Source organism: Rossellomorea sp. y25 (assembly GCF_038049935.1).
GTDB lineage: Bacteria > Bacillota > Bacilli > Bacillales > Bacillaceae_B > Rossellomorea.
Genome location: NZ_CP145886.1, coordinates 2,876,542 through 2,888,724 on the forward strand (window position 1 = coordinate 2,876,542; position 12,183 = coordinate 2,888,724).

The 12,183-nt window shown below is 43.4% G+C and carries 15 protein-coding genes; 7 read left to right on the forward strand and 8 right to left on the reverse strand.

The features are described from left to right. Positions 1–120 precede the first annotated feature (120 nt). From AAEM60_RS14570 to AAEM60_RS14585, 4 genes are all read left to right on the forward strand, one after another. A complete protein-coding gene (locus AAEM60_RS14570; RefSeq protein WP_299738164.1) occupies positions 121–1,023 on the forward strand; it encodes a hydroxymethylglutaryl-CoA lyase in 903 nt (300 codons plus the stop codon). A 58-nt stretch (positions 1,024–1,081) separates the two neighbouring features. Next, positions 1,082–1,213, forward strand: a complete 132-nt coding sequence (locus AAEM60_RS14575) for a hypothetical protein (protein ID WP_258549516.1) — start codon at positions 1,082–1,084, stop codon at positions 1,211–1,213. Positions 1,214–1,341: 128 nt separating this feature from the next. Beyond that, positions 1,342–2,268 (forward strand): alpha/beta fold hydrolase, encoded by a 927-nt coding sequence (locus AAEM60_RS14580; RefSeq protein ID WP_299738169.1) that lies wholly within the window; start codon positions 1,342–1,344, stop codon positions 2,266–2,268. After that, entirely contained in the window at positions 2,265–3,188 is a 924-nt protein-coding gene (locus AAEM60_RS14585) for an aminoglycoside phosphotransferase family protein (protein ID WP_299738171.1), read from the forward strand. Before AAEM60_RS14580 ends, AAEM60_RS14585 begins: the two co-directional genes overlap by 4 nt. A 19-nt stretch (positions 3,189–3,207) precedes the next feature. Here the strand turns inward: AAEM60_RS14585 and AAEM60_RS14590 are convergent, their stop codons facing one another. Further along, on the reverse strand, positions 3,208–3,540 hold the full coding sequence (locus AAEM60_RS14590; protein ID WP_299738174.1) for an iron-sulfur cluster biosynthesis family protein: 333 nt from the start codon (positions 3,538–3,540) through the stop codon (positions 3,208–3,210). Between the two features lie 130 nt (positions 3,541–3,670). Here AAEM60_RS14590 and AAEM60_RS14595 point away from each other — a divergent pair, with 130 nt between their 5' ends. Continuing rightward, the gene (locus tag AAEM60_RS14595) at positions 3,671–3,886 is read left to right on the forward strand and encodes a CDGSH iron-sulfur domain-containing protein (protein ID WP_113967576.1); all 216 of its coding nucleotides are present in this window, start codon (positions 3,671–3,673) and stop codon (positions 3,884–3,886) included. Between the two features lie 54 nt (positions 3,887–3,940). Here AAEM60_RS14595 and AAEM60_RS14600 read toward each other — a convergent pair whose 3' ends face one another. Both AAEM60_RS14600 and AAEM60_RS14605 read right to left on the reverse strand, forming a co-directional pair. Then, positions 3,941–4,273 carry a YolD-like family protein gene (locus AAEM60_RS14600; protein WP_299738181.1) on the reverse strand — a complete coding sequence of 111 codons (333 nt, stop codon included), beginning with the start codon at positions 4,271–4,273 and terminating at the stop codon, positions 3,941–3,943. A gap of 21 nt (positions 4,274–4,294) precedes the next feature. Next, the gene (locus AAEM60_RS14605; RefSeq protein ID WP_299738182.1) at positions 4,295–5,557 is read right to left on the reverse strand and encodes a UV damage repair protein UvrX; all 1,263 of its coding nucleotides are present in this window, start codon (positions 5,555–5,557) and stop codon (positions 4,295–4,297) included. Between the two features lie 521 nt (positions 5,558–6,078). On the opposite strand from AAEM60_RS14605, the gene AAEM60_RS14610 reads away from it, so the two are divergent. Then, complete coding sequence (locus AAEM60_RS14610; RefSeq protein ID WP_341356565.1) at positions 6,079–6,381, forward strand: EthD family reductase; 303 nt, start codon at positions 6,079–6,081, stop codon at positions 6,379–6,381. Positions 6,382–6,445: 64 nt separating this feature from the next. Here the strand turns inward: AAEM60_RS14610 and AAEM60_RS14615 are convergent, their stop codons facing one another. The 5 genes from AAEM60_RS14615 to AAEM60_RS14635 all read right to left on the reverse strand — a co-directional run bounded on the left by AAEM60_RS14615 (position 6,446) and on the right by AAEM60_RS14635 (position 10,775). Next, the gene (locus AAEM60_RS14615; protein WP_299738186.1) at positions 6,446–7,231 is read right to left on the reverse strand and encodes a glucose-1-dehydrogenase; all 786 of its coding nucleotides are present in this window, start codon (positions 7,229–7,231) and stop codon (positions 6,446–6,448) included. A 12-nt stretch (positions 7,232–7,243) separates the two neighbouring features. After that, on the reverse strand, positions 7,244–8,095 hold the full coding sequence (locus AAEM60_RS14620; protein ID WP_299739592.1) for a GRP family sugar transporter: 852 nt from the start codon (positions 8,093–8,095) through the stop codon (positions 7,244–7,246). 335 nt (positions 8,096–8,430) lie between these two features. Further along, the gene (locus tag AAEM60_RS14625; RefSeq protein WP_341356566.1) at positions 8,431–8,955 is read right to left on the reverse strand and encodes a DUF3221 domain-containing protein; all 525 of its coding nucleotides are present in this window, start codon (positions 8,953–8,955) and stop codon (positions 8,431–8,433) included. A 49-nt stretch (positions 8,956–9,004) separates the two neighbouring features. Further along, positions 9,005–9,799 carry an SDR family oxidoreductase gene (locus AAEM60_RS14630; RefSeq protein ID WP_341356567.1) on the reverse strand — a complete coding sequence of 265 codons (795 nt, stop codon included), beginning with the start codon at positions 9,797–9,799 and terminating at the stop codon, positions 9,005–9,007. Positions 9,800–9,815: 16 nt separating this feature from the next. Further along, positions 9,816–10,775, reverse strand: coding sequence for an MBL fold metallo-hydrolase (locus tag AAEM60_RS14635; RefSeq protein ID WP_299738191.1), 960 nt, complete (start codon positions 10,773–10,775; stop codon positions 9,816–9,818). 533 nt (positions 10,776–11,308) lie between these two features. Between AAEM60_RS14635 and proC the strand changes: the two genes are divergently transcribed. Further along, positions 11,309–12,118 (forward strand): pyrroline-5-carboxylate reductase, encoded by an 810-nt coding sequence (proC, locus tag AAEM60_RS14640; protein ID WP_299738193.1) that lies wholly within the window; start codon positions 11,309–11,311, stop codon positions 12,116–12,118. Positions 12,119–12,183: the final 65 nt, after the last annotated feature.

Genomic DNA, 12,183 nt, shown 5'->3' on the forward strand with positions numbered 1-12,183 from the left:
AAAAACAGTTCCACTTTAACTCATTCTATGTAAGCGGTTAAATCCCTCTAAATTCGTCAAAAAATTTTTATATTGATTTATCTGTCGAAATTTTCTTAAAATGAAAGAGGGAGGGAAATTATGAATTTACCTAAAAATGCAACGATTATTGAAGTTGGCCCTAGAGATGGGTTGCAAAATGAGAAGAACTTTGTTCCGACTGATGTAAAGAAGGATTTTATTTTCCGACTGAAGCAATCAGGAATCAAGGAAATGGAGCTGACTTCGTTCGTTTCTCCAAAATGGGTTCCGCAAATGCAGGATGCCAGTGAAATCGTCGACTCCTGCATGACAATCGATTCCAGGGATTTTGTCCTTGCTCCTAATCAAAGAGGGATTGAACGAGTCTATGAAACAGGCTGCCGATCCGTGGCAGTATTCGTAGGCGTGAGTAACACCTTTAATCAGAAAAACATTAACAAGACAACGAATGAAGCCCTTGTAGGACTGGCTCCTCTTATATCAGAGCTAAAAGAGCGGGGCTACTTCGTAAGAGCCTGTATCTCTACCGCTTTCTACTGTCCATATGAAGGAAAAATCTTACCGGAGGACACCCTCTCTCTATGTAAGAAATTTGTTTCTTTAGGGGTGGACGAATTAAGCGTCGCTGATACGATTGGTCGGGCTAACCCTTTAGAAGCCCATGAACTGTTTGCTTTGCTGAAGCAGGAATTGCCTCATACGTTACTTACTGCACATTTTCATGATACACGGAAGATGGCCCTGGCTAATATCTTTGCCGCATTACAAGCGGGAGTTGACCGCTTTGACACTTCCGCCGGCGGACTTGGGGGCTGTCCTTTTGCTCCTGGTGCAACTGGGAATGTAGCGACTGAGGATGTTGTGTATATGTTAGAAGAAATGGGAATCTCCACAGGAATTGATTTAGGGAAGCTGGCTCTTGCCATCCAGCTGGTGAAGCCCCATGTCAGCCGCCCCATTGAAAGCGGTTACTACCGTCTGCATGAATTGAATCAATCATGAATACCACCTTTCTCCTTCGAGCATTCTAAAGTAGATAATACTTGAAGGAGATGAGTTCATGAGTCAAAAACGCGATAAAGGCTTCAGCCAAAAGGGCAAACCTAACTCAGATACGGTTTCTAACCCGATGGCTAAGGAAGAACTTGAAAAAGCCATTCATCCTACTAAAGGTCAAAATGCTAAATCGTAAGTAGCCATTCATGAAAGTGTCTCTTCTTAAGGGACACTTTTTCTTTGTATTCCCCTGTTCAAAAATTCCTCTTTTTTCCTCCTTTTGCTACAATATGAGTATGAATGATTTTGCTTGAGGTGATGAAGATGAGAAAGAAACTTGCCATCCTTGGCGGTACCCTTTCGTCCATAGGGCTGCTTGGGATTTACATTACGAATCGTTTTATGTACTTACCGAAAAAGGGAGATGACTTTATCCGGTCTCGTGAAACAGGATCGACCAGGCTGATAGAAGAGGATTATGCCTCACTTCCTAAAGAAGAGGTGCTGATCCCTTCACAATACGGATATGACATTAAAGCGATTTTTGTGAAGCCTCACCCCCATAAAAAATTCATGATCTTTTCCCATGGGGTTACAGAAAACAAGTGGAATTCGATCAAGTATATGAACCTTTTCATCAAACAAGGATTCAATGCTGTGATTTATGACCATCGCCGGCATGGGGAGTCCGGCGGGAAGACGACAAGTTACGGATATTTTGAAAAATATGATTTAAAGGCTGTTGTAGATGAGTTGATCCGACGGGAAGGCGAGGACGTTTTCTTCGGAATCCACGGGGAGTCCATGGGTGCAGCTACTCTGCTTTTATATGCAGGCAGTGTGGAAGATCGGGCAGATTTTTATATTGCCGATTGCCCTTTTTCCGACTTTGGTGAACAGCTTGCCTATCGTATGAGCGTAGAAGTGAAGATGCCTGCAAAATTTCTCCTACCCCTCGTTGGCGGCACCCTAAAGCTGCGACAAGGTTACACATTAAAGGATCTATCACCGATATCGGTTGTTCAAAACATCAGAAAACCCGTGTTGTTTCTCCACAGCACAAATGATGACTTTATCCTTCCTCAAATGACAAAGGATTTATTTGAAAAAAAACAGGGACCTAAAGAACTGTTTCTCGATTTTCGGGGCACTCATGCTCAATCGTATAATGACAACCCTGAGGAATATGAACAAGTGATTCAACGGTTTCTTCACCAATTTGTATTAAATGAAAGGGATGATGTCTCTTGATTCCAACTGATTTCAGATCAAAAATGCAAACCATGTATGGCGATTCAGGTGCAGTGTGGATTTCGAACGTGGAAGATCTACTGAAGTCTTTAAAAAATCGGTTCCATTTAACCTTCAGTGAGCCTTTTTCATTAAGCTATAACTTTGTGGTGCCGGTCCAGATCGGGCGTGAACGGGATGCCGTTCTAAAGGTCGGGTATCCGAACAACGATTTTTCCAATGAGTTTCATGCGCTTCAGGATTTCCAAGGGAAGGGCATGGTGGAGGTCATAGATTTTCATAAGGAAGAGGGGTGGATCCTGTTAGATCGCCTCACACCGGGCACTTCCCTTCACTCCGTTGAGGATGAAAAAGAGGTCCTGCATGTATTGTCCCGTGTTGCTCATCGTTTATGGCATAAGCCCGCGATCCTTCACGCATACCCTACCGTTCAATCCTGGTCAAATGGAATTGGGCGGCTGCGTGAAAAATTCAACGGAGGAAGTGGACCCTTACCTGAAGAGCTCGTCTTAAAAGCTGAAAACCTCTTTCCTGAGTTGCTCAGTACTTCCACAGATCTCTTTCTTCTACACGGTGATCTGCATCATGGAAATATTCTCTACTCGGAATCTTCCGGCTGGACGGCCATCGATCCTAAAGGGCTTATCGGCGAGAGAGAATATGACTGCATTCAGTTCATGTTGAATGAATGGAAGAAATGGGATGTGCCATTAGAACTGCTTCAATACAGGACCCGGACAATCGCTTCCCTTCTTTCCCTCTCTTATGAACGGTTGATTCAATACGGGTTTTGTCACTCGGTCCTATCTGCGTGCTGGTCTGTAGAGGATGCGATGGGTGGGTGGACGACTGGGCTTTCATTGGCCCGAATGTTTGAGGAGTTGATGAAGGAGAATGAGCTGACCCTTAAATTCTCCTAAGAGTCAGCTTCGTTTCTATTTATTCCCCTGGAAACAATAGAAAGTTCATTCTCCCATTAATGATCTGCCCAGGGCTTTTTAATTGAAATGTGTTACTTTGTGAAGAAAAATCAATTTTCAGTTTTTCATCGAGGAAAACCATCTTTGATCTTTCTACGAGGATCGGATAGCTGTTCGTTTCTATCTTTATATCTTCACCTTCAACAGGGTGATGGACAAACCATAAGGTAGGAATACCGCTTACAACACAGCCGCAGCCTTCTGTATCGTATTTCAATTTCAGGTGACCATTTTGGGTCCCTATTCTATCTTGAATCTTTTGGGTTGCTTCGTTCGTTAGTTCGATTTTCATTCGACGACCTCCTCTATCCCTTATCCTATCACATTTCATTTGTTTCCTTTAGAATATTGCATTTTTCCTGTTTTCAATTTACTATCGATAAGGGGGATTCTTTTGTATTTTCTAGAAAGGGTGGTTTTTCATGGCAAAAGCTCAAATTAAAGTGAATGATAATGGTTCTTTTCGTGTAAGCGGTGACGTGGAGCTAATTGACGCTGACGGAAATGTATTTCCAACGAAACAAGTGTTTACCCTTTGCCGTTGTGGCTTATCTACAAACATGCCGTTTTGTGACGCATCTCATAAAGGAAAATTCGAATCATGTGTGCGGGCAGAAAAAGTATTGGACGAAGAGTAAATGGAATGAAAAGAGAGACTTCACCCTTGTGAAGTCTCTCTTTTCATGGGGCTGTCAATCGAAAAAGCGAATGTCCACAACGCTTGCAAGTGGAATATAGTGTACGTCTTCGAACCTGTCTACGACGTGCAGCTTCCCTTCCAGTGAGTCGACGTGGTGAACGGTTCCAATCGATAATTGATGACGGTGCTTTACATAGTGAGTAATCGACACCAATTTGCCAAACTCCATCGCCTCTGACACGACTTCATTCATCCTGACCAGTTCCTGCTCGTCAAGTTCGATCCTCTTCTCGTGCGTATCTTCCTTTGCCCAATCCCTTAGGAGCTTCACATGCTCCGGCAGCATCATAGATGTCCATTTGATTCTTCCTCGATCGCGGATCAACTCTCTCACCTCCTATATTTATTACGATTTATGTCCACCCACCAGGCGGGCACGATGCCTTGCTGTTCCTGCTTCTGTATAGGATACGGCCCGGAGAAGGGCTGCCGATCCATATTTATTTCGGATGCGGTCCACTACATACCCTAGCTCCCGCTTCTCCCATCGATTCGGCTCGAACAAAGAAATCTGCAAGGCTCCATCATCTACAATATTTGAAAGAGCGATGTTGATTTTCCGTACAGTTTTCCCGTTGTAATTCTCTTCGAATAACTCCAGGCATACACGATATAAATCCATGGTGATATTGGTCGGCTCCTCGATGGTCCGCGACCGGTGAAACCCTCCACCAAATTCTTCGTGACTGTAACCGACGCCAAAGCTTATTGTTCTCCCCGACTTGCGATGGGTGCGGGCGCGTCTGGCGACTTCTTCACACATTTCTAAAATGACACGTTTGATTTCCTCTTTCTCCTTATAATCGCGAAGCAGGATCTGCCCCTTGCCAAAGCTGATTTGACCATCCATGATCGGAGCTCCTATTTCAGATAAATCAACTCCCCATGCGTGGTAATAGAGTTGATTTCCCATAACGCCGAACTTGGCCTCCAGCTTCTCCAGGTCATACTGCGCCAATTGGCCAATAGAGAAAATCCCCATGCGATTGAGCGTCTTTTCGAGGCGCCCGCCAATCCCCCACATTTCACGTAAAGGCGATAGCGGCCACAGCTTTTCCGGAACGTCTTCATAGGTCCATTCGGCAATACCCTCTTTTTTTGCTTCAAGATCCAGGCACAACTTAGACAACAGCATATTGGGACCGATTCCTATGGCGCACGGCAGCTGAAACTCCCTTTCCATATCATCTCTGATTTTACGTGCAACAGTCGTGGCATCTCCCCAGAGATTCGTCGCTCCATCAATCTTGATAAAGCTTTCGTCCACGCTATACGTATGAATGGCATCTTTCGGTACGTAGCGGTGGAATAACCGGGTCAATTCAGTCGATATCCTGACATACGTCGCCATTTTCGGCTCTACAAGCCGGATGCGCGGATCCTTTGGGATTTCAAACATCCGCGAGCCCGTTTTGATCCCAAAGTCCTTCTTCAACCTGGGTGATGCCGCTAACACAATACTTCCTTGGCGGTCCCTATCCCCTACTACAGCCAAATGGCATTCAAGGGGATCAAGACCCAGCATGACAGCCGAACAGCTAGCATAAAAGCTCTTCATATCGATGCACAGAATCTTGTGGTGTGGCAGCACACTGTAATCGACAGTCATATCCTCGTCCTCCATTTTACCTAAAATAGAACAAACGTTCTCATATAGTATATCTATGATTCTAACCGAATATACGTTCCCTTTCAACTTAAATAAATGGAAATGGAGAGAATAACAAGAAAAGCGGAGGCGGCTTGAGCAGGACCGACAAGCATAAGGCGAACATACCGGAAAGGCGCTCTTTGCCTTTTTGGTATGTTTGACTTATGACCTCGAGCCTCTAAGCCCTGCAGCTGGATCAAGAAAAGCGGAAGGGCTTTGCCTAGAGGCGACAAGCATAAGGCGAACATACCGGAAAGGCGCTTTTTGCCTTTTTGGTATGTTTGACTTATGACCTCGAGCCTCTAAGCCCTGCAGCTGGATCAAGAAAAGCGGAAGGGGCTCGCCCTGGGGCGACAAGCAATCAGGGTCACACCAAAGTCAAATTCTGTCGATATTTTTGTTATGAAATTCATAGTCGCATTTTCCTATAATTGCTAAAATTCTAATGAACACAAATTGTCAGGGCGAGGAGGAGTAACATGGCGAAAGTGATTGTGATGTATGAAAAGCCAAAGGATCAGGAAGGGTTCGAGGAATATTACTTCAACACCCATATGCCGATAGCTGGAAAGGTTCCTCATGTAAAAAATGCGAATGTACAGCGGGTGTTATCCAATCAAAATACGGATTTGTCACTCTACTTAATAACGGAGATCGAATTTGAAAACAAAGCAGATATGAAAGAAGCGTTTAATTCTGAAGAATGGAAAGCGGTTGGAGACGATGTTCCGAACTTCATGAAATACTTAGAGAAACCACCGATTATCACCATAGTCGATTAAGAATACTTACTCTGCCAAAAATAAGAAAAGCCAAAATCAACGTGTGATTTTGGCCATTTTCCCATCAACCTCTCCCGGCTTGGAATCCTGGATATTTCGTCATGCCCCCATCGGCGATGAGTGTCGTTCCGGTGACGTAGCTTGCCTGATCCGAGGCTAGAAAAGCTGCGCAGGAAGCCACCTGTTCGGGTTCCCCGATATAGCCCATTGGAATGAGTTTCTCCACTCCTTTTTTCTTTTCAGGATCAGAAAATTTCTCGGCATTGATGGGAGTGTCAATGGCCCCGGGAGCAATATTGTTTACCCGGATTCCATCGGGTGCGAATTCTAACGCAAGACTTTCCATTAATAATTTCACTCCACCCTTACTGGCTGCATAGTGCGCAAAGTGAGGCCACGGAATGATTTCATGAACAGAAGAAACATTGATGATCGATCCTTTGATGTTATGATCGAGCATGTATTTCGCAGCTTCACGGCATCCGAGAAATGTACCTGTTAAGTTCGTGTTGATGACCCTTTGCCAATCTTCAATAGGCAGGTTTTCAGACGGAACTTCATTTTCGATTCCCGCATTATTCACGTAGATATCAAGACGGCCATACGTGTCGTGCGCAAAATGGACAAAGCCCTGAACGTCTGCTTCTTTTGACACATCACCTTGAATAATGGAGGCTGTTCCCCCTGCTTCTTCGATTTCCCTCACTAGTTCTTCCGGATTTTCATCTTCTTTGAAATAATTAATGACCACTTTGCAGCCTTCACTGGCAAATCGTTTAGCAATCGCCTTTCCTATACCTGTAGCAGCTCCGGTTATAATGACAACCTTACCTGTCAGATCTGAATACATATCCATTCCTCCTTAATCTTTCGTAAAGCCTAATAGAACACCGCCGATAATGATAAGAACACACCCTGCAATGACGAGAAGGATTTGCTTTTTGGATTTCTTTTCACCTAAGAAAAACAAACCTCCAAGAGTAGAAATCACGATTCCCGTTTGAGATAGGGAAAAGCTTGTAGCCACTCCGATCCGTGGAAGAGCCAGAAGCAATCCCAGATTCCCCGTTGCCCACATAAGACCGGTTAAAATATTGCGTATAGTATATTTTGTAAAGGGCCTATGCCTGAAAGTAATGACAACCGCCCCAATAAACATTCCAATCGCCTGTGGTAAAATGGCTTCCCAGCCGTCAATATCAAACCATCTTAAAATGACGACATAGGCTATGTATCCACAGCTGGATAGCAATAAAGTTAGTAAACCCTTTTTAAGCTGAGATTGATCATCACCCTCGGATTTTTGAGTGAATGAGGTTAATACAACACCAATAATAAGAGCTAAAACGGCCCCGCTTCCGAGGAGGATCGTCTCTGTTGTTTTCCATTCTTTAAACACTAGAACGCCGAAAAGAGTCGTTCCAATCAGCTGCATTCCCGTTGAAATCGGAACGGTTTTCGCAACTCCGATGAACTTTACACTCGCTAACTGATTGACTTGACCGACTGCCCAGAAGACGCCTGAAATGAAGCCGATCCCCCACACAAATAACGTCAATTCCGGTGATTTGATGAAGAAAATGCCTATGGCAAACAGCAAGGAACCAATGGTAATTCCAACCGTTTGGCTATAAGCATTCCCTCCAAGTTTTACACTTACAAACACAAGACTTCCCCATGCTACTGCGGGGATCAGGGCCAAAAGAATCCCTATCATACATCCACATCCTTTTTCCAACAATAGTCATAGTTTTCCTCCGAAACAAAAATTCTAGCCGTTTAGGCTAGAAAATCATAAATATTTCCCGCTCCATGATGCATACCCTTATTTTGTCCGGTATAACCTCAAGGTGAGGTGAAAATATGAAGAATGGATCATGAAGATGATTGACAAGACGTTTTAACAATTTGAACATACGAAAGGTTAGCGCATTTACATGGAGAATCCGTCTCTCGTAACGATAGCGATCCTGGATCAGCTGGGGAAAATAAAAACATTTGATCACAAAGAAGAAAGCATTGGTCTATAAACCAATGCTTTCTTCTTTGTCATTTTGTAGATGTATGTATGGGCACAATCACCCGGTTATTGTCCACATTCACAATGACATGGACATCTCTGTCGATGGAAAGATCTTTGAATCGTAATGAATATAAGCCGGTGGGATTTTTTTCAACGGATTGGATGACCACCTGTGAAAACCGGGGATCTTTCATGACTAATCTGACCGCACTACCCTCGGTTTTACTTTGTTGATCCGTCAGAAAAACCAATTGATCTGCAGAAGCTCTTCGGGGGTAGGACTCCTGGAGCTCACCATCAAACGTCACACTCACTTTTTTGCCTATCTCTATGTCATCTTTATGTAGTTTTTTATCTTTGTCTGTCTTCATGAGGGTTTGGTCATTGAAAGAAAACCAAACATCATTAATAAGCACTTGATCGCTTTCAAGCTGGGTGACAAAGCCTATGAAATTTGCGCTGGCTTGAGATGTACTTACAGATGTTGAAGGACCACAACCGGTAAATAGAAAACAGAAACAAATGATCAGAACAGGCAAACACTTCTTCATAGACTCCCCCCTTATTAGATTAGACGAATGAGAGTATGGTTTGGTTTCACTATTTTTTGAAGAAAAGGTTATTTCCTACTTTTTCGACAAAAGATGGGAATAGTTGATAAATGACGCTCCCCATATTCATCCATCGTGGCAAATTGATTTCCCTCCTATTGGTAAAAAGGGCTTCCACGACTTTTTGAGCGACGTATGCAGGATCAAGCATAAACTTTTCTACATTCTTCACATACGTCCCGGATTCATCGGCAATGGAGAAAAAATCTGTGGCAATCGGCCCAGGATTAACCGCTGTCACCTTTACCCCGTATCTTTTGGCTTCCAATCTCAGGCTATTTGTATATCCTAACACAGCATGCTTAGAGGCAGAGTACGCACTCGACTTTGGTGAAGCGAACTTACCTGCCTGAGAGGCAATGTTAATGATATGACCAGAACCTTGTTCACGCATATAGGGAAGGACTTCTCCCGTACATGCCATGAGTCCAAGAACATTCACGTCCATCATTCCCTTCACATCCTGAAATGATGTTTCATGTGCTTCCTGGAATATTCCATACCCTGCGTTATTGATCAATGCATGGATCGGGCCAAAGTCTTTCAGGATGGCCTGGAATGTACGGGGGATTTCGTCGTAATCCGTTACATTTAACGGATACACTTCCACCTTACAATTGTATTCGGTTATAAGCCTCTCTTTTAATGCTTCAAGCAAATGGACACGGCGTGCAATCAAGGCAAGATTTCCGCCGTTTTCTACAACTTTGATGGCCATTTGTTCTCCGATTCCTCCAGAGGCACCGGTAATCACAATGGTTTTTCCTTTTATTCTACTGTTCATTTATCGTCACATCTTTCTAGGTAAAATAATGATAGATTCCATCATCCATTTCTTTCTTTATGTAGTGAAGGGATTCCAGGTAGTCTAATTGTCCGATTGTTTCAGATAGTGTCAGACCAAGTTCTTTTCGATATACGGAAGGGAATAATGTCTTACATATGTCGAATACGGTCAGCCGGTTACCATTGATCATTTCCAGAACACCCCGTGCTCTTTCATCCTGTTTCCCTAATCGCCTCGGAATTAACCCGTGAACATCCTTAATATTGTCCCCATGACCTGTGTAGGCAAGGGAAATGGGAATATCCAATAACTTTTTCAAGGAATCATTGTATTGCAGCAATGGCTTTGAACGCTCGGTTTCCCCTTCAAACGGTGGTTCAATTAATGGATTAGGGGAAATAGTCGCGAGTATATGATCTCCGGCTATCAAAACACCATCCCTCTCCCGGTAAAAGGATAAGTGACTCTGAGCATGTCCTAACGTTTCAATGATCGTCCAATCTTCCATTCCAGGAATGGCGTCCCCTTCTCTTATTTCATTATCTAATTTTCGATTCCCCATAAATTTCAAAGGACTCTTAAATTTATGAATTGACTGGAGATACTCTTGAGGTAATCCCGATTCGATCCCCAATTGAAGGAAAAAGCGATCATACACTTCATGAAAATAGTCATCACGATGCAGCCAAAACTTGTTATACTTGTGCCCAAAAATTTTAACAGAGGGAGAGAACCGATCAAGTAAGCCGGCATGATCCGGATGATGATGGGTCAAAACGATTTGATCAATATCTTGAGGTGTATACCCCAAAAGGGACAATTGCTCGGTCAGCTGTACCCAGGCCGATTCTGTAAGAGGCCCTGCATCCACTAAGGTCAAGGCATCCCCTTTCACTAAATAAACATTCACATCCCCTACGGCAAAAGGAGTGGACAGCGTAATTTTTGCGATATTATTCACTAAGGTTGTCATATTTTCACCACATTCTTCATAATAAAAAGGGGAGGCAGCGAAGATCGGACCGACGTGCCCTTCCCGTCTAGAAATTCATTACTCTTACGTTAATAGAAAATGAATGACTCTTCATTTAATAGTGTACATTTTTTCCTAACAAATGTCATTTTTAAAATGATTGAATAGACTGAAATAAACACTTGACAAATAAGCTATCTTTCTATGATAATCACCTATAATATACGTCTACTATCGGTAAATCATTTTACATAACACTAAAAGAAAAAGCGATGATAAAGACTAGTAATGAATAGATGATGTCAGAGATCGGTGCCCACCGGCTGAAAGGCACCGTCATCCCCTCTATTTGTGAACCTGCCTTTTGAGCGTCTTAAAGCAGAACGTTTTTCCAGCGTTACATGGAAGTGAAGTGTGTTCATTTCGTCCATTGGAATGAACAAAACAAGGTGGTACCACGGAAGCAGACCCTTTCGTCCTTTATGGATGAGAGGGTCTGTTTTTTTTTTCAAAAATGGAGGAGGAATGAACGAATGAAGACATTGTTTATTGGAGCAGGATCGATGGCTTACGCTTTAATGAGTGGAGCACTGAAATCAGGGGTCCTGAAGAATGAAAAAGTGCATGTTACCAATCGGGCCAACCAAGAGCGATTAAACGAAATCGTGCACGAATTCGGTGTGCGTCATGTAGAACATGATTCACCATACGACGTCGTCATTCTGGCCATGAAACCAAAAGACTTTCATGAGGCTGCAGATTCTATTAAGACCCACCTTTCAAGGAATACGATGGTCATTTCAGTTTTAGCAGGGATCACCATGGAACATATTAGCGACAAACTCACCTTTAACGGAGCCATTGCAAGAGCCATGCCCAATACGAGTGCTGCCATGGGAAAATCAGCTACGGCAGTATCGTTCAACCGGAACCTTTCTGACTCCCAGAAAGAATGGACGACAACACTATTTCAATCCGTCGGAACAGCAGTGGAAGTAGCGGAAGAACAATTAGACCTTATAACGGCCCTATCAGGCAGCGGTCCTGCTTATATCTACTATGTCGCGGAATTACTTAAGAATGCGGCAGTAGAGTTAGGTTTGCAGGAGGAACTCGCAAAAAGCCTCGTTAACCAAACGATTGCAGGGGCAAGTGCGATGCTGGAAGAATCCGGATTGGAAGCCCGGGAATTAAGGAAAAACGTGACCAGTCCAGGTGGAACGACTGAGGCAGGGATCACTAAATTGGAAGACCATCAGGTAAGAGAAGCGTTTTTCCAATGTGTCTCTTCAGCGAAAAACCGTTCTGAGGTACTTGGTAAAGAATTAAAGAAGCAGTCCTAAGCTATAACCCACCATGATTCGCAATTTTCATTATTCATTGATAAAATCAAAGCAAAAAAGAAGGT